General features: G+C 61.7%; 13 protein-coding genes. 6 read left to right on the top strand and 7 right to left on the bottom strand.

Features of this window, described 5'->3' with window-relative positions:
* Together RMP09_RS13840 and RMP09_RS13845 are read right to left on the bottom strand one after the other, a co-directional pair.
* Positions 1 to 562, bottom strand: a 562-nt coding sequence (locus tag RMP09_RS13840; RefSeq protein WP_310566562.1) for a fumarylacetoacetate hydrolase family protein, incomplete at its 3' end; no start/stop codon positions are given.
* A 125-nt stretch (positions 563 to 687) separates the two neighbouring features.
* A complete protein-coding gene (locus tag RMP09_RS13845; protein ID WP_310566563.1) occupies positions 688 to 1,725 on the bottom strand; it encodes a cupin domain-containing protein in 1,038 nt (345 codons plus the stop codon).
* Between the two features lie 128 nt (positions 1,726 to 1,853).
* Here RMP09_RS13845 and RMP09_RS13850 point away from each other — a divergent pair, with 128 nt between their 5' ends.
* Entirely contained in the window at positions 1,854 to 2,351 is a 498-nt protein-coding gene (locus RMP09_RS13850; RefSeq protein ID WP_310566564.1) for a MarR family transcriptional regulator, read from the top strand.
* A gap of 143 nt (positions 2,352 to 2,494) precedes the next feature.
* Here RMP09_RS13850 and RMP09_RS13855 read toward each other — a convergent pair whose 3' ends face one another.
* From RMP09_RS13855 to RMP09_RS13865, 3 genes are read right to left on the bottom strand one after another with little or no spacing between them, the layout of a single operon-like run.
* Positions 2,495 to 4,921: a hypothetical protein gene (locus tag RMP09_RS13855; RefSeq protein ID WP_310566565.1), complete on the bottom strand. Its 2,427-nt coding sequence runs from the start codon at positions 4,919 to 4,921 to the stop codon at positions 2,495 to 2,497.
* A complete protein-coding gene (locus RMP09_RS13860) occupies positions 4,918 to 6,351 on the bottom strand; it encodes a TAXI family TRAP transporter solute-binding subunit (protein WP_310566566.1) in 1,434 nt (477 codons plus the stop codon). The genes RMP09_RS13855 and RMP09_RS13860 overlap by 4 nt, the downstream gene beginning before the upstream one ends.
* 9 nt (positions 6,352 to 6,360) lie before the next feature.
* Positions 6,361 to 7,338: an alpha/beta fold hydrolase gene (locus RMP09_RS13865; protein WP_310566567.1), complete on the bottom strand. Its 978-nt coding sequence runs from the start codon at positions 7,336 to 7,338 to the stop codon at positions 6,361 to 6,363.
* Between the two features lie 490 nt (positions 7,339 to 7,828).
* Between RMP09_RS13865 and RMP09_RS13870 the strand changes: the two genes are divergently transcribed.
* Positions 7,829 to 9,118: a hypothetical protein gene (locus tag RMP09_RS13870; RefSeq protein ID WP_310566568.1), complete on the top strand. Its 1,290-nt coding sequence runs from the start codon at positions 7,829 to 7,831 to the stop codon at positions 9,116 to 9,118.
* The gene (locus RMP09_RS13875) at positions 9,108 to 10,124 is read left to right on the top strand and encodes a hypothetical protein (protein ID WP_310566569.1); all 1,017 of its coding nucleotides are present in this window, start codon (positions 9,108 to 9,110) and stop codon (positions 10,122 to 10,124) included. The genes RMP09_RS13870 and RMP09_RS13875 overlap by 11 nt, the downstream gene beginning before the upstream one ends.
* 118 nt (positions 10,125 to 10,242) lie before the next feature.
* Here RMP09_RS13875 and RMP09_RS13880 read toward each other — a convergent pair whose 3' ends face one another.
* Positions 10,243 to 10,974, bottom strand: coding sequence for a response regulator transcription factor (locus RMP09_RS13880; protein WP_310566570.1), 732 nt, complete (start codon positions 10,972 to 10,974; stop codon positions 10,243 to 10,245).
* Entirely contained in the window at positions 10,971 to 13,001 is a 2,031-nt protein-coding gene (locus tag RMP09_RS13885; protein WP_310566571.1) for a sensor histidine kinase, read from the bottom strand. Before RMP09_RS13885 ends, RMP09_RS13880 begins: the two co-directional genes overlap by 4 nt.
* 404 nt (positions 13,002 to 13,405) lie before the next feature.
* Here RMP09_RS13885 and pyk point away from each other — a divergent pair, with 404 nt between their 5' ends.
* From pyk to RMP09_RS13900, 3 genes are all read left to right on the top strand, one after another.
* Positions 13,406 to 14,839 carry a pyruvate kinase gene (gene pyk, locus RMP09_RS13890; RefSeq protein ID WP_310566572.1) on the top strand — a complete coding sequence of 478 codons (1,434 nt, stop codon included), beginning with the start codon at positions 13,406 to 13,408 and terminating at the stop codon, positions 14,837 to 14,839.
* Positions 14,840 to 15,114: 275 nt separating this feature from the next.
* Positions 15,115 to 16,179 (top strand): class II fructose-bisphosphate aldolase, encoded by a 1,065-nt coding sequence (gene fba / locus RMP09_RS13895; RefSeq protein WP_310566573.1) that lies wholly within the window; start codon positions 15,115 to 15,117, stop codon positions 16,177 to 16,179.
* A 186-nt stretch (positions 16,180 to 16,365) separates the two neighbouring features.
* The gene (locus RMP09_RS13900; RefSeq protein WP_310566574.1) at positions 16,366 to 17,274 is read left to right on the top strand and encodes a phosphoribosylaminoimidazolesuccinocarboxamide synthase; all 909 of its coding nucleotides are present in this window, start codon (positions 16,366 to 16,368) and stop codon (positions 17,272 to 17,274) included.
* Positions 17,275 to 17,296 lie beyond the last annotated feature (22 nt).

Consider the following 17,296-nt stretch of genomic DNA (forward strand, 5'->3'; position numbering starts at 1 on the left):
GGGACAGGTCGGCGATGATTTCGCGGATGTTCCAGATCAGCTTGTCCACGTCGGACGACTGTTGGGTGGCGCCGTTGACTTCGAGCGCGATCGCGCCACGGTCGATCACCACGCCGGCCATCGGCACGATCTCGGAACAGACCGCGCCTTCTTCGATGTCCTTGCCGAGGTCCCAGGGACGGCCCTTGTCGCGCGCCGCCAGCTGCAGGTCGCGGCGCGTCATGTCCAGGCCGGCCGCGTAGCCGTAGACCACCTCATGCGCCTGGTCCGCGCTGACGCGAAAACCGGGCTGGTCGATGGCCAGCACCAGCTCCATTTCAAAGTGGTAGTTGTTCGTGCCGGGCGGGTAGGCCACGGTCGCGCCGCTGTGCACCAGGGTCTGCGGTGACTTGGTGAAGTAAAACGGGCGCTCGGCACTTTTGTCGACCGGGCGGCCCATCTCGACGGCGTGCGCGTGGTAGTTGCGGCCGACGCAGAAGATGCGGTTGATCGGAAAGCGCTCCGTCTTGCCACGGATGGGCAGGGACTGGATGGCGGGTGGGGGGAAGAGGTACTGGGTCATGGTGAGAAGGAAAAAGAAGTCGGAGCGCCGTGTCTAGAACCAGAAACACCGCGGAACCGGCTGTGCCGGGCCGCTGGTGTTGCCCCCTTGAGGGGGTGAGGCGCGAAGCGCGGCGCGGGGGTGGGCTATCTCGTCTCGTAGACGCCCAGCTTGCGGTGCAGCGGCGATTCGTCGGCGATGAAGACGAAGGCGGGCTGTTCGGTCGAGCGGTTCGTCAGTGCCACGGGTTCGTAGCCGGGGGCGCAGCAGGTGTCGGCCTCGACCAGGCCGAAGCGTTTGCCGCAGGTGGACACGTCCACGCCGCCCTCGATCAGGTGGAACACCTGCGCGGGCGAACGCGCGGGCAGCGCCAGCGTCTGGCCGGGCTTGAGCATGAGCGCGTAGAAGCCCAGGATGTTCTGCGCGTCGCCGCCGGTTTCGGGGTTCACGTAGGTGACCTGCACACAGTCCAACGCGGGCTGGTTGGTGGCCATCGCCACGAGCGCGGCGCGCGTGTCCACCCAGGGGTAGCGCAGCATGGGGTAACGCTTGTCGCTGCGGTTGAAAACGTGTGTCGGCACCACACCGGCGCGGGTCCAGGCGCGGTCGCCGCTGCCTTGGTTGACGGTCTGGCGCGCGCCGTTGATGTGGTAACTCGCCTCCATGTAATAGACCAGCGGCAGGTCCAGCACGTCCAGCCACACCACCGGGTCGCTGCCGTCGTGGCCGTGTTCGTGCCACAGCCCGGTCGGCGTCAAGATCAAATCGCCGCGGCGCATCGGGCACTTCTCGCCGTTGACCGTGGTGTACGCGCCTTCGCCTTCCACGATCATGCGCACCGCGTTGGGCGTGTGGCGGTGGCTGGGCGCCCACTCGCCCGGCAGCAGCAGCTGCATGCCCAGGTAGATGGCGGGGCTGGCCTTCATGTTCTCCAGGCCATGGCCGGGGTTGGCCAGCACCAGCACGCGGCGCTCGGCTTTCTCGATCGGCGTGAGCTCGCCGGCTTTCAGCAACAGCGGCTTGAGCGTGGCGTAGGGCCAGTGGATGGCCTGCGTGGCGCGCGTGGGCGTGCCCGGCGGCAGCACGGCGCGCAGGCTGGGCCACAGCGGCACCAGGTTCAGGTGTTTCAGGTCGTCGCGGTAGTCCTGCGGCAGGTCTTCCAGGCGGCCGAGTTCGTGGCTCATGGGGTGTCTCCTCTGGTCTTCGGTGCGGCGGGGGCGGCGTGTCGGGTGGGAAAAGGTTCGCACGAAAATAATCAGCATACTCATGATAAGGGTGCTGCTAAACTGGGTCAACACTTTCCTGTACCGCCATGGACTCCGCCGCATCCACCGCCATCGACATCGATCTGCAACCCGGTCACATGATCCGCCGCCTGCACCAGATCTCGGTCGGCATCTTCCTGCAGGAAACGAGCGAACCGGGTGTGACGCCGGTGCAGTACGCCGCGCTGCAGGTGGTGCACAACCAGCCGGGCATCGACCAGCGCACGCTGGCGCGGGCCATTGCGCTGGACGCGTCCACCACCGGCGGCGTGGTCGACCGGCTCGAAGCCCGGGGCTGGTTGGAGCGGCGCATGTCGCCCGAAGACCGGCGCGCGCGCCAGCTGTTCCTGCTGCCGCCCGGCGAGCAGGGCCTGCGCGACACGCTGCCGGCCATGCTGCGCGCGCAGGAACAGATCCTGGCGCCGCTCACGCCGCGCCAGCGCAGCGAATTCATGCGCCTGCTGCACGTGCTGGTGACGCAGAACAACGACCTCAGCCGCGCGCCCAGCGACGGGCCGCTGCGCAGCGGCCCGGCCGTGGCTTAGGGCGCGCGCAAGCGGTTTCGCGCGGTTGAGGGCCCCCATGAATAAGGGGGGGCCTATTGGAAATCGAACGGGGCGTTCGGGTTATTGGCGATCACCCCGGAATCCTGTGTTTGTGTGGATTCCGGGGATTGTTTGGGGCCCATTCAATAGCTTCTGACAACGAACGACTTCCAGCTGTCCTTCGGACCTTCGAGGGTGATGCGACCCGCCTGACCGTTGTTCTCAAACACCAGATGGTCACCCGAAGCTGAACAGTCTGCGGTCAGACAGCGCAATCGCCATTGGGACTGATAGGGGTGAGGGTAATTGTTGTAGTTGTGGGCAAGATCATCTCTTAGTTCCACCTGCCAAACGAGCGTGGTGCCGCTCTCATCGCCTTTGCCTGCTGGAACCGTATAGGCGACGGTGGCCGCTATGTAGTCATTGGTGCTGTCGTAGGTTTTTGACTCGTCAAAACGCGATGTGAAATAGTCGAAGCCGTCGACCGACTTGAGCTTTTTCATGAGGTACCTTGTTCCCTCGCCTTCGGCAACCTTGCAATACGTGTCATAGCAAAACTCTTTGTACGTATAAGTCGCGTCCGGCTCCATGATCCATTTGGGCCAAATGGGGTGATTGTTGACGGCGAACATTTTGGGATCCACCTTGGCGGCCAGCCCGTGTTGCGCTGCATCAGGAGGCGGGGGCGAGTAATAAACAGCATCTGGGCCGGTTTGAATCCACGTCGTGCTCCGATCTGTGAACTTGTCGTTGGTGCGTGCCACCACCGGAACCCCCAGAATGTTCTTGTACGACTCCCACGGATCGTCGGCTGTGTAATAGAACTTGGACTTCACCATGCGGCCCGCGTTGTAGCAATGCACCACGGCATATGGCTTTTCGTCGTTGGGAAACCAGGCGCTGATGGCGGGCTGGGTCTCGTCTTCTGAGCGGCAGCTGGCGGTGAACGAAAGGCCGGCATTGACGTTGGTCGGCAAGTCCTGGAGCACGGGCACGAAGCTGTTGCCCAGGGCACTGCCAAATTGCGCCAGGTTGGTTTTGAGCGTGCTGTTGACTTCCGTTTGCGCACTGTCCCAGCCGGCGACGAATGGCGAGACGAAGGTCATTTCAATCCAGGTCTTGTCGCTGCTGCTGGCCGCCAGGTACTGCTGGTGCACCATGGCCACTTCATCTTTCATCAGCAGCGCCAGCTGGTTCTGTGCTTCGCTGAATTGGGCGGTGATGGTGGCCAGCAGCAGGTTGCACATGCCCCGCTGTTCCGCCACGTTGCCCGACATGTCGGCCGTCTTTTCGCATTTCAGACGGAAAGCGTTGGCCAGCGAATCCAGGTTGGACTTCAACGCCAAACCTTTGAACGACTGGTTCTGGGCTGCCACGTTGCGCAGCAGCGCATACAGAGCGGTTTCACTGCCAAACTTGCTTTGTTTGAGCCCTCCGTTTTGCTGCACGTAGTCGCTCAGGTTCTTATAGGGCACCTTTCCGAGCGGATTGAGCATGTTGTGGTAGGTGCTGGTGTACGACACGATCTTGTTGTAGTCGTCGTAGAAGCGCCCCAGCGCCGTGTTCTGGATCGAGTCGTACACCGCTTTTTGCAGCTCTTCGATGCGGTAGCCCAGTGCCACCACCTTGGCATCGAGTTCGTGCAGTTGCTCTTGTATTTCGTCCAGCTTGTCGTTGATCTCGGTGAGCTGTTCGACCATCTTGTCGGACTGGTCACATGCCGCGCCGGCTGAAGCGCTCAAGGCCTTGCCCATGAACTTGCCCACGCCCTCCCCCACGTAGGGGATGAACTTGCCGTAGTCGCTGGCCACTTCGGTGATGGCTTGGAGCCACCCGGGACAACTGGCCTGTGTGTCGGTGCTGGCCGCCGCCATGACGCGGTCAAGACTGGCGGTTTGGGCGGGCTCGTCGTCGTCAGCACGCATGTAGTCTGGCCGCAGCACTTCGTGCTTGTCCAGCCGCTTTTTCAGTTCGGCGTAGAACGCCAGCTCGCCATAAGCAAGCTCGGGGTCTTGACGCACGGTCTGGTACAGCCGCCCCAGTTCGTTGAAGTGATCGGGCGTCCCGTCGAGGTTTTCAACGGCTTGAAAAAACGTGGCCAGTTGCACGCTCAGCTGCTGCGGAGACACCGCGTAGCGCGCCGCGTAGGTGCGAAACAGGTAGGTTCCGAGCATGGTGTCGGAGTTCGACAGCGCGAAGCTGTTGCGGTCGGTGCGGTAGACGTCGCTCACCGACACCAGCTGGGCATCGGCGTTGTAGAGCTTGAAACTCAGCTGCTCGGGTGGGCTGTAGTTGAGCAGCGTCATGCGGCAGCTTGCCTGCGTTGCACAGTTCAGACTTTGTGCGTAAAGCTCTGCGCCGTTCTGGTCAAGCACGCTGATGCGGCTGACGTCGAGTGCTTCCATGCCAGAGAAGCGGGCTTGGGCGACGCGCGTTTGCTCGACACTGCCGCCACCGCAGGCAGCCAGGCCCAGGCACAAGGCCAGGGCTGTGCCCAGTTTCAGCAGGACAGCCGGGACCGGGGTGAGCGGTCGCACGAAGCGGCCAGGGACATGCGGTGCTGATGTCATACAGACTCCTTAAAAACAATAGCGGGTGCTGCGTTGACCGATGGCGGTGCAGCGGGTTGGGTGGGGTTGGACGCGTGCGGTGCCAGGCGGCTTTCGACCGATCGGATGTTGCGCAACAGGCTCATGTGGTCACTGGCGTTGGGGAACCAGGCGCCATCGGCCTGCTTTTTCAAACGTTGCAGGCGCTCGGTCACATCGGGTGTGGCGTGCGCTGGCCCCAATGCGTCCAGGTGTTGCTCTATCCCGAGCAGCTGTTCGTTGAGGTTGTCGAGCACGCTGTCGGCCAGAGACTGCCTCAGCGACCGGGCACCCATCCACGCAGGAATGGCCACGGCCATCAGCCACAAGGCTAAAAGCCAGATGCGGTCAAACAACGCCGCCCAGTGCAGCGGGAGATGGGCAAAGACAGCCGGGATGCCCTGGTCAAAGTAGCGGCGCGCGACGGGGCTGAGGCTGACGGTTTGGTCCAGATCGGCAGGAAAGCCGCCCGGGTTGGCAAAAAATTGATTTCGACCCTGACCCACCTCGCGCGCGGCCAGCAGAAAAAGCCATTGCAATGCAGGGTGCATGTCGTCTTGCACCAGCAAATTCACGGTGGACGACAGCAGCACCACGTCTTGCGGGGGCAGCACGCGCGTGATGTCCAGCGCGCCCCTGGGGATGCGCACCTGGCTGAGCTCTGGCAGGTGTTTGAGGTAGGCCTCGGCAAGGGCCAGGTTCAGCATGTGCACGCCGGGCATGTTCAGCAGTGCTTGCACGTTGGGTGAATCGATCCCGTCGACCATGAACACCGCGTCGAGTTCGCCTCGGCGCAACCGATCGATGGCGGCCGCGTGCGATAGCTCGTAGAAGTTGGGCCGCTCCTTGTAGGCGAGGCCATGGGCGCCTGCGAGCTTGACGAAAATGTTGCGCGTGGCGGAACCTGGCAGCCCGATGGCCAGCCGCATGTCCCGCAGCTCGACGATGCTGTTGAATGCGTTGGCCTCGCCACGGTAGAAGATCCACAGTGGCGAAAACTGCACGCTGCCCATCGACATGAGCGAGGTGTAAGTCTCGGGCGCCTTGCCGCCACCGGTGAGAAAGCTGGCATTCACGGGATCGGCGTCGTCCTGCAGTCGAACCCAGCCCTCTTCCAGTCCGGCGGTGGGGCGCAGCACAAGTTCGATGCCGTGTCGAGCAAAGATGGCCGCAAACTGCTCGGCCAACCTTGTGTAAGAGCTGCCCGCTTGCCCGGTGGCCAGGTAGGCCTTGGCAGGTGGCCAAGGCCGTAAAACGGCCGCAACAAACACCACCCCCCCCACCGTGGCCAGCAGCAGCCAGCGAAAGTGCATCACCACGGCCACCCAGCCGCGCAGCTCGTCGGCCACCATTTCGGCGGTGTCCCGCAAACGCTCTCGCACCTCGCCCAAGGCTGCGTGGCGCTTGCTCATCTCGATGCCTCAGTTGATCACGCCGGGACAACCCGCGCGGTTGCTTCGCGAACGAAACGTGGGCGCATCTTCAATGGCCGCCTGGACCGCCGCCACCGTGCGCGGGTCGAAGGTGATGCCGTAGCCGCGGTCAAGCCCCATGAGGTCGGTGTAGAAAATGCTGTGCACGCCGTTTTGCGTCAGGCAGCGGCGGTGGGGCAAGACCGCGTCGCTCACCCCTTGCGCCAGGGCGCTGCGGGCGGCCACCAGCGCGTCGTTGGGCCATACAGAGGCATTGGCAGGGGCCGACGGGGCCTGTGCGTAGTCACCCGCAATCAGGGTCACGGGCACATCATCGAGCACGCCTTTTTGACGTTCGTTCCAGCCACCGGCGCCGGTCAGGTAGGCGCGGGTGACCTGCGGCGCTGCGCCCTCAGCCATGTTGCCCCAGGTCTTGAACGTGTCCACCGATTTCAGACACATGGCGTCGCCCAGGCAAGCCAGGGGCGAGAGATCGCCCCTGGCGACGTCGGCGGGAAATGCCCCCTCCCACGGGGTGCCGATGGTGGTGAGCGAGCGAACTCGAATGCTGGAACCAGCGGCTTTGAGTACCCCAAACGCAGCACGCGAAAAAAGGCCGCCCATGGAGTGCCCCACCACATCCACCGTGGTCACGCCGTACGCCGAGCGCAGGTGTTCAAAAAATGCCGCAAGACGAACACCCGCAGCGTCAATCTCTCCCACAGAGTCCACGGTCATGGAAGCAGGCAACGCGGTCGGGCAATCACTGAACCCGTACGCCCCCTCAAATGCAGCGATAGGACCAGGCCCCACCCGCGCAGGCGAGGTGAACACCGCGTAGCCGGCCTTGATCAGCGCCTGGCGCAGGTGGTCGTCGGTGCTGCCCGCTGCAAACCCCTTGGCGCACCCTGCGCTGGGCGTGGTGAAGGGGCTGACGGCCGCTCCACCAGAAACGATGACCACGGCGCGCTCCTGCGCCTGGGCCACGGCCCACCCCGCCATGCCCGCCACCACACAACCCACCCCCAGCCAGCGAACCATCATTTGCAGCATTGTCGGATTCAGGCGCGGCTTGTTGGGCCTCGCCATTCGGTTACTTCAGATGCGCCGTAGGTTAGCTTTTCACCCCCTTTCAAAGCGCACTTTTTCCGACAAACTCCGACAAATTCCGACCTAAATTAAACGCCTCAACCATCATCGCAGGAAAGTAGCCATAAATAGTTAGCAGTGTGCAACGATCCATTCGGCAAATAGACGTATGGATTAATACCTATCCGCAAACTAAAAAAATGACCGCCCACAAGCGCCGCTCCAGTGGCGCTGGACCCGCATGAATTGTCGGAATTTGTCGGTGCAGAACCCTTGATCACGACAAGCCGCATCGACTAGGATGAAAAGGCCTCGGCAAAGGATTGCCTGTGGCAAATATTTCGATCCTCGGAGTTGCATGGTGGGCAATTGGTTTAATGCAGGTTTATTGAGCGCCATTGCTTGTCTCGGCACGGGCTGTGGAGGCGAATCAAAACAACCAATTTACACCGCCATTGTGGATGCTGGCAGCAGTGGCACCCGAATGTACCTATACAAGGTTGTCCCCGGCAGCTATCCCGTTGTTGAGCATTTGCTTGAGCAAGAATACGACGCCGCAGAAAACGGCATCGATGAATTTATCAATGGCCAGGGTGGCGTTACCGGGGACATGGGGCCAGACCAAGTGGGCCCCTATGTGATTGGTCCGCTGTTGAATGCGATCAAACCCAAGCTCCAGGCATTGTCGGTGGCGCCACGCGATGTGCTCGTGGAGGTGTTGGCAACGGCCGGCATGCGAACTGAAGAAATCAGAAACGGCGGCAGCCACACCGACGAGAACATTGCTCAGTTCTACGACGGCATTAAAACTTACATCACGCATCAAGGATTTCCGGTTGGTGATGTTCGAACCACCGACGGCAACAGCGAAGAGGGGAAGTGGAGCTGGATCAATTTGAACGACAAATACCGCCACGCATTCACTACCCAGGAAAGCCCCGTTGGTGTCGTTGAAGTGGGCGGCTCTTCTGTTCAGGTGACCTACCCCACCCACACCACCCCGGCACCTGGCAACCATGTGTATCCGGTGACCATTGGCGGCAAGATATTTTTTGTGTTCAGCAAAACCTATCCGGGGCTGGGCCAAGATGAAGCACGCAAAGCCATGCGCACCGCCGGATACCCAGACGCTTACACCGGTGGTACCGACTGCTTCCCCATGGGCATGACCACCGCCGAGGACAAAGGCGATCTCAACATCAGGGTTTCGCCGCAAACCGTGTTGCCGGTGGTCAAGCTCAGAACGGCGGGTGGCGATGCAACCAGCGCTGCTTACCGTTTTGAAGCGTGTTCAAACACGTTCAACAGCATCATTGCCAACACCATAGAGTCACTCGGTGACCCACAAATCGAAAACAGCAGCGGCCATTTTTACGGCATAAACAGCGCCTTCTATGCGTATGAAACCTTTGGCATTCACGAGGGCGATATTTCGGCAGAGCTGCTGGCTGAAAAAACCCAGGACATGTGCGCGGACAAAAGCAATTTTGACCTGACCAAAGGCTTTTCCAGAAATCAGTGCGCATCGGCAACCTACATCAATGCCCTGACATACGGCCCGTCTGGACTGTTTGCCAATGCACCCGATGCGTTTGTCAAAGTGGTCCCGACCAAATCCGCTGGTGCGACCGTCTTGTCCTGGACGCGGGGCTATTTGATGAACAAACATGGTCAATAAATGGTGTTTCCATTTTAAAACACCGGATGTGCAATCCGTTGATTCATTGCCCGTTCGCGCATCCATGAAAAATCACCGACCCGTCGCCTGCAGCCTTCTCATGCTGGCCGCATTGAGCGGCTGCGGGGGGGCGCATGCGCCCATGGCAGATGCCATGGTTTCGTTCACCCGGTTCGCCCCCAATGGTTCCAACATCTTCACGGTTGAGACCGATGGCACGGGTGAGCAACAGATCACTTTTGGGGAAGCTGTCGATGCCCACGGAACCTGGGCCCGCACGGGTGAGCAGTTGGCCTATTCTCGCGTCACACCCATGGGTTCCAGCATCCAGCTTGCACAGGGCACCACTGAAAAAGCCACATCACTGACACCAGAAAACGAGTGGGGCATGGTGCCCTCGTTTTCACCCGATGCTGCTCGAATTGCCTACGCCAGCAACCGCGATGGCAATTTTGAGATTTATACGATGGCGCGTGACGGTACCGACTTGCAGCAGCTCACGTTCAGCGATTACCCGGTGTCACATGTGGGGCCGAAGTACGCGCCCGATGGCCAAACCATCTTGTACGCAAAACGCCTGCGCGACGAAGACGCTGACCAGGACCTGTACCTCATGCGGGCAAACGGAATCCCCATTCGGCGGCTGACCCAGGGTGCGAACAATGCAGAAAGTCGCAGCTGGTCGCCCGATGGCACACGAATTGTCTTCAACAACGTGGTGGCCGGGGTGGGGCAAATTTTTATCGTCAACGTCGATGGCACGGACTTCACCCAGCTCACACGCAATGCCGGCACCAGCCCCGCTTTTGAGCCTGGCGGTATTTTCCCGAGCATGCGAGGTGACATCACGCCAGCCTGGTCGCCCGACGGCGCCTGGATCGCTTACGCCAGCGACGCCGATGGTGATTTTGATATCTACCTGATCAGGCCAGATGGCAGTGGCAAACACCAGATAACGAATACCCCGGCTCACGAATTGTCTGTGGGCTGGCGTCCGATGAATTGAACGAAATTCTCGTCGTTGGATGGGGTCACCCGACCTGCCAAACACTCTTTGGATCCACGTTCTGTACCAAAAAAAGAAGACCGATCACCCACTCAGCAGGCAGCAACCCGGCACGGGATCAACGGTGCACGGGAACAGAAGCCGGGGCTGGCGAGGATAGGCCCACCGCCTCGATCGGGCCCAGGAAGGCATACCCCACTCGATGGGCTGTCTGCAGCGGGAATGGGTAGCCCAGGCAGGCGTCGGCTTTTTTGCGCAAGCGCCGAACAAGAACTTCGAGCCGACGGGCATCGTAAGCCTGCGGCTGAACACCCAGCGCACGGGCGATCTCGTCGCGTGACACGGGCTGCCCCGGTGTCTGGGCGAGTCGGCGCATCAGACTGCGCTCGTTGTTCGTCAGCTCGATGGATACACCGTCCGGCGACAGCAAGGACCAGTTCATCGCGTCCAGCATCCATCCCTTGGTGTTCACACGCGTGAGTCGGCGTGCGAGGTTGCCAATCAGACAGGACAGCTCGGGCAGTGAGACGGGCTTAACCAAGTAGGCATCAGCACCGGCCTGAGAGCCCCGGATGCGGGCAGCTTCCTCTCCCCGCGCAGTGGTGATGATGACGCCTGTTTCTGGCACCGCACCGCGCTGCATCAACCAGTCCAGTGCGTCCCCGTCGGGTAGCCCAAGGTCCAGCAGCAAGATATCCGCATGCTGCCGTTGCAGCCAGGCACTGGCCCCCTGAAGACTCCCAACCGATGCTGTGAGATATCCGTCCAGGTTGAGATAACTTTGAACCGCATCCGCCAACTCCGATTCGTCTTCGATCACCAATACACGAATGTCTGACGTTGGGTTCATGACGGTCTCCGTGGAAATTGCAACCAGAAGCGGCTGCCGCTGCGCGGCCAACTTTCAACGCCAGCCTTGCCCTGGTGCATTTGCATGATTCTGGCCACCATGGCCAGACCCAGCCCGAGTCCTCGATGCTGGCTTTCTTGGTTGACTCGGTAAAACTCATCAAAGATGTGCTCGGCCGCATCGTCATCGATGCCGGCGCCCTGGTCGGTCACCGATAGGGTGATGCTGTCGACATCGAAAGACAACCCCAGCTCGATCCATGCGCCACCCGGTGCGTATTTTTCTGCGTTCTCAATCAGGTTCCACACGGCCAGATCCACCAAATGACGGTCCCCTTGCACGACAAGAGCGGCCTGGGGCTGTGTCCCGGGCACGTGATCGGCATATCGACAGCGCATGCCTTTTTGTTTCGCCAGATCCAGCGTGCTTGCGATCCATTCATTGACGTCAATGGGTGCCTGGCGCAACGCGCCATAAGCCCCGTTCAAAATGCGGTCGCTCTCGAACCATTGTTCAAACAAACGACGCAGCTGCTCTGTGGCAAGTAACACCTTGGACAAGCGACGCTCAAGATGGTGTGTTCCCGTGACCAATTCTCGGCGTGCAACTTCAACCTGACTCATGATGACCGCCAGCGGATTTCGAAATTCATGAGCAATCAGCGAGCCAAACCGGACGTAGCGTTGCTTGAGTTCCTTTTCCCGTTGCAGTGCTTCCTGCAAGTCATGCGTTCTGTTGCTGACCTGGAGTTCCAGGGTCCGCTCCGACTGGGTCATCAGGTGAATGATTTGCCCGCGCAAAGCAATGGCCTCTGCCTGATCTTTGTCCCTTTGCCGCATCTCTAGCCGTATGAGATCAGCCATCGCAAAGGCAAGCAAGATCATTTCCAGGGCCGACGATATCTGCAGGGCATACTGGGTAAATCCATTGCTCGGGATGATGTTGAACGCTCTCAAAGAGGCAACAACAACCCCGAGCCACAGGACCTGCCACGAGAACAAGAAAATGCGCACCCGCTCCCAGCGCTGACGCGCCGCCGTCACACAGGCAAAAAGAATGACGGCGGCCACAATCAGAGACAAACCAAACAAAGCCTGGTTGGCCATTTTGACGGGCACCGTCCACTTCAAATGAGCCAGCATCAGGCACACATTGGCCGCCAAAATGACCGACAACGACACCAGCACGCCATCGAGACGTTGCAAATAACTTCGGGTTTCCAGAAAAATCCGAGAGAAATGAATTGCCGCAATCGCGGCCAGTCCCAAAAAAACACCCTGAGATATTTGGTCAAAACGTGCGGCATCTTGCCAGAAGAATACGCGGCCGTAGCCGTTGCCGGCGAAAATGCCCAAGCCGAAGAGCCCTATGTAGGCCAGGTAATAAAGAAATCGCCGGTCGCGTGTTGTAATAAAAATGCAGGCATTGAGGAAAAACAGGGCCGCCACTCCGCCAAAATACATGAACTGTCCGAGTGTCATATGTTGTCGGTGCAATTCAAAATCCGACCCATTTGATACTCGAATAGGCATCGATAGCGCGTATTGAGACCGAATCCGCAAGTAAGCCCATTGTTGACTGCCGTCGAGCTGCAGAGGGAAGGTGTAGTACGGACGCGGCAGCGGTCGGCTTGAAAACGGACGCGCGGATCCGGTAATCACAGCAGGTTCGCCGTCCACGAAAACATCCAGCTCATCCAGATGGGTGTTGAGAACCTCAAGTACCCAGTGGCCTGCGAAAGCCTGGCGGACCTGCAGCGGTACGCGTATCCAGTACGCCGCGGTGTCAAATCCGAAATTGAGCTCGTTTTGCGAGTGCCAAGGCGTGAAGCGTTTGGCTTCAGCCAGCGCACGCGCCTCGGTCAACTTGAGTGCCCCCGACGGGTCTCGAAAGTAGGCAAGCTGGCTGACCAGGGCATTGCCTTCGTCGTGCGGCGTCCACTCAGCCGGCCTGTTGGTGGCGTGTGCGGTACCTGCGAAGACCAGCAGGACGAGCGCCCAAAAGCACAAAACGTGCAGCTGGGTCATCAATCGTTGGCATGTCAACGAAAGGATGTTGGGCAGGGGCAGATCATCAAAGACGGTTTTCGTGGACACATCGAACTATCGGCGCCCGGCACATCTTCTAAAGCCTCTAAAGCTGGGCGATCCGTGGGTATCCGACCCTCGTTCTGACCCTTGTATGGGAGCAGCGAGACCTCTGCTGGCTTACGGGGCGATGAGCTCTGTGAGGGGCCGTACCACCCGTCTGTTTCTCATATTGCAAGAAGGCGGTGACGAACTTTATTGTTCGCGTATGAGCGTTATTGTCGGCACACAGCGGTGCGGTCTGGCTGGGGGCAGGTGGTAACCCGCTGGTAACAAGTTTCCAACATAATGCGAAACCAAATTACAACGCCAGACCTTCCATCCCCCTGACGGAGACCCCCGACATGCCCCAACGCGCCACCAAAATCGTCGCCACCCTCGGCCCCGCGTCCAGCGATCCCGCCCTGCTCGAAGCCATGATCCGCGCCGGCGTCAACGTCGTGCGGCTGAACTTCTCGCACGGCAAGGCGCAGGACCACATCGACCGCGCCAACCTCGTGCGCGCCGCGGCCAAGCGCGCCGGGCGTGAGGTCGGCATCATGGCCGACCTGCAGGGGCCCAAGATCCGCGTCGGCAAGTTCGCCGACGGCAAGGTCATGCTCGAACCGGGCCAGCCCTTCGTGCTTGACGCCTCGCGCACCGAGCCGGGCGACCTCACCGGGGTGGGCCTGGACTACAAGGAACTGCCGCGCGACGTGAAGGCCGGCGACACCCTGCTGCTCAACGACGGCCTGATCGTCATGACGGTGGACAAGGTGGTCGGCGACGCCGTGCACGCCACCGTCAAGCTCGGCGGCGAGCTGTCCAACAACAAGGGCATCAACAAGCAGGGCGGCGGCCTGACCGCGCCGGCGCTGACCGCCAAGGACATGGAGGACATCAAGACCGCCATGAGCCTGCAGGCCGACTACGTGGCGGTGAGCTTTCCCAAGAACGCGACCGACATGGAGCTGGCGCGCCAGCTGTGCAACATGGCCGCCGCGCAATACAACCACAAGCCGGGCCTGATCGCCAAGATCGAGCGCGCCGAGGCGATCCCCGAGCTGGCCAACATCCTCAAGGTGTCCGACGGCATCATGGTTGCGCGCGGTGACCTGGCGGTGGAAGTGGGCAACGCCGTGGTGCCGGGTTTGCAGAAGCACATGATCAAGCTGGCACGCCAGATGGACAAGGTGGTCATCACCGCCACGCAGATGATGGAGTCCATGATCGTCAACCCGGTGCCCACGCGCGCCGAGGTGAGCGACGTGGCCAACGCCGTGCTGGACGGCACCGACGCGGTGATGCTCAGCGCCGAGACCGCGGCCGGCAAGTACCCGCTGGAGACGGTGGAGCAGATGGCCGCCATCTGCCAGGCCGCCGAAACGACCGACCACGACCCGCTGGACGACGACTTCATCGACGAGACCTTCACCCGCATCGACCAGGCCATCGCCATGGGCGCGCTGTTCACCGCGCACCACCTCAAGGCCAAGGCCATCGTGGCGCTGACCGAGTCGGGTTCGACCGCGCTGTGGATGAGCCGTCACAATGTGCGCATGCCCATCTTCGCGGTCACGTCCAAGCTGGCCAGCCAGCGCAAGATGACGCTCTACCGCAACGTGCGCCCGCTGCTGGTGGACACCAGCGCCGACCGCGACACCGCGCTGGCCGAAGCCGAAGCCGATCTGAAAGCGCGCGGCGTGATCCACACGGGCGACGTGTACGCCATCACCGTGGGCGAGCCAATGGGCACGCCGGGCGGCACGAACACGCTGAAGATCATCCGCGCCGGGTAGAGGTAGCCCCCCTGCGCCGCTGTGCGGCTTCCCCCCTCTGGCCTGCGGCCGGGGGGGACGCACCCTGTGGCCTGGCAAAGCCAGTTCCACGGGTGCCCTAGTCGTAGACACATGCGCCGATTGCCAAGCCCCTCCGCCTGTGCGGCAGGGGCATGCCGCTCGCGGCCTGGCACAGCCGGTTCTGCGGCAGCGCGTTTGTCATCCGCGGGCAAGGCCTGTCGTCTTAAAATTCCCCGAGTTACAGACCGGTTACCAACTTTGACTAGGGGATTTTCATGGCTCTCGTTTCCATGCGCGAACTGCTCGACCACGCTGCGGCGAACGGCTACGGCATTCCGGCTTTCAACGTCAACAACCTCGAACAGGTGCAGGCCGTCATGGCCGCGGCCGACGAAGTCGGTGCGCCCGTCATCCTGCAGGCCAGCGCTGGCGCCCGCAAGTACGCGGGCGAGGCCTTCATCAAGCACCTGATCCAGGCCGCCGCCGAGCAGTACCCGCACATCCCCCTGGTCATGCACCAGGATCACGGCACCAGCCTCAAGGTCTGCGAAGGCGCCATCGGTCTGGGCTTCGGCTCGGTCATGATGGACGGCTCGCTGATGGAAGACGGCAAGACCCCCGCCAGCTTCGACTACAACGTGGACGTGACCCGCAAGGTCGTTGAACTGGCCCACAGGACCGGCGTGACGGTGGAAGGTGAACTCGGCTGCCTGGGCAACCTGGAAACCGGCGACGCTGGCGAAGAAGACGGCATCGGCGCCGAAGGCAAGCTGGACCATTCCCAGATGCTGACCGACCCCGAAGAGGCCGCCCAGTTCGTCAAGGCCACCCAGCTCGACGCGCTGGCCATCGCCATCGGCACCAGCCACGGCGCCTACAAGTTCAGCCGCCCGCCCACCGGCGACATCCTGGCCATCTCCCGCGTCAAGGAAATCCACGCCCGCATCCCCAACACCCACCTGGTCATGCACGGTTCGTCCAGCGTGCCGCAGGAGCTGCGCGCCATCATCAACCAGTACGGCGGCGCCATGAAGGAAACCTACGGCGTGCCGGTGGCCGAGATCCAGGAAGCCATCAAGCACGGCGTGCGCAAGATCAACATCGACACCGACATCCGCATGGCCATGACCGGCGCGGTGCGCAAGTTCCTGGCCGAGAACCCCGAGAAGTTCGACGCCCGCGAATGGCTCAAGCCCGCCCGCGAAGCCGCCAAGGCGGTGTGCAAGGCGCGTTACCTGGAATTCGGTTGCGAAGGCCAAGGCGCCAAGATCAAGGGCCAGACGCTCAGCGTGATGGCCGCCCAGTACGCCCAGGGCGTGCTGGCGCAACAGGTGGTTTGAGCCCCCACGCTCCGCCGCTGCGCGGGTCGCTGCCCCCCATGGGGGTTGATCCGGCTTGGGGCGGCCCGGCGCCGGATCGTCTGATCCCACGATCGACCTGCGATAATTCGCCGGAATGGTTCGAAGCCCGCTGACTGTTCGGTCACCGGGCTTTTTTCTTGGCTGTCACCTTTTCCGCGACCGATCATGACCACCGCCCTGCACACCTCCGCCCTCAAGTCCCTGCCGCTGCTCGCGCGCGGCAAGGTGCGTGACAACTACGCCGTGGGCGACGACCGCATCCTGATGGTGGCCTCGGACCGCATCAGCGCTTTCGACGTGATCATGGGCGAGCCCATCCCCGGCAAGGGCGCGCTGCTGACCCAGCTCTCGCTGTTCTGGTTCGACCAGCTCGGCCCCAAAGGCCTGGCCATCTGCCCCATCCACCTGACCGGTGACGCGCCCGAGAGCGTGGTCTCGGCCGACGAGGTGGCCCAGGTCACCGGCCGTTCCATGCTGGTGCAGCGCCTCAAGCCCATCCCGGTCGAAGCCGTGGTGCGCGGCTACCTGGCTGGCAGCGGCTGGAAGGAATACCAGGAGAGCCGCTCGGTCTGCGGCGTGCCGCTGCCCGAAGGCCTGCAGAACGCCAGCCAGCTGCCCGAGCCGATCTACACCCCGGCGGCCAAGGCCGAGATGGGCGAGCACGACGAGAACATCACCTTCGAGAAGACGGTCGAGATGGTCGGCGCCGACATCGCCGCGCAGATCCGCGACAAGGCCATTGCGTTGTACAAGGCCGCGGCCGAGATCGCGCTGAAGAAGGGCATCATCATCGCGGACACCAAGTTCGAATTCGGTCTGGACAAAAACGGCACCGTGGTGCTGATGGACGAGGTGCTGACGCCCGATTCCTCGCGCTACTGGCCGGCCGACCAGTACGCCGTGGGCAGCAACCCGCCCAGCTACGACAAGCAGTTCCTGCGCGACTGGCTGGAAACCGCCAAGGTTAATGGCCAGCCCTGGGACAAAGCGCCGCCCGCACCGCGCCTGCCGCGCGAGGTGATCGAGAAGACCTCGGCCAAGTACCAGGAAGCGCTCACGCGCATGCTGGGCTGAACTTCGTTCCCCCACAAAAAAG

Origin of the sequence: Hydrogenophaga sp., from assembly GCF_031426985.1 — a bacterium.
Lineage (GTDB): Bacteria > Pseudomonadota > Gammaproteobacteria > Burkholderiales > Burkholderiaceae_C > Hydrogenophaga.

Excerpts from the sequence above, each read along its gene's own strand:
- RMP09_RS13900 (WP_310566574.1), top strand. The coding sequence starts at position 16,366 with ATGACCACCGCCCTGCACACCTCCGCCCTCAAGTCCCTGCCGCTGCTC.
- RMP09_RS13845 (WP_310566563.1), bottom strand. The coding sequence starts at position 1,725 with ATGAGCCACGAACTCGGCCGCCTGGAAGACCTGCCGCAGGACTACCGC.
- RMP09_RS13875 (WP_310566569.1), top strand. The coding sequence starts at position 9,108 with ATGGTCAATAAATGGTGTTTCCATTTTAAAACACCGGATGTGCAATCC.
- RMP09_RS13850 (WP_310566564.1), top strand. The coding sequence starts at position 1,854 with ATGGACTCCGCCGCATCCACCGCCATCGACATCGATCTGCAACCCGGT.
- fba (WP_310566573.1), top strand. The coding sequence starts at position 15,115 with ATGGCTCTCGTTTCCATGCGCGAACTGCTCGACCACGCTGCGGCGAAC.
- RMP09_RS13860 (WP_310566566.1), bottom strand. The coding sequence starts at position 6,351 with ATGAGCAAGCGCCACGCAGCCTTGGGCGAGGTGCGAGAGCGTTTGCGG.
- RMP09_RS13885 (WP_310566571.1), bottom strand. The coding sequence starts at position 13,001 with ATGACCCAGCTGCACGTTTTGTGCTTTTGGGCGCTCGTCCTGCTGGTC.
- RMP09_RS13855 (WP_310566565.1), bottom strand. The coding sequence starts at position 4,921 with ATGACATCAGCACCGCATGTCCCTGGCCGCTTCGTGCGACCGCTCACC.
- pyk (WP_310566572.1), top strand. The coding sequence starts at position 13,406 with ATGCCCCAACGCGCCACCAAAATCGTCGCCACCCTCGGCCCCGCGTCC.
- RMP09_RS13880 (WP_310566570.1), bottom strand. The coding sequence starts at position 10,974 with ATGAACCCAACGTCAGACATTCGTGTATTGGTGATCGAAGACGAATCG.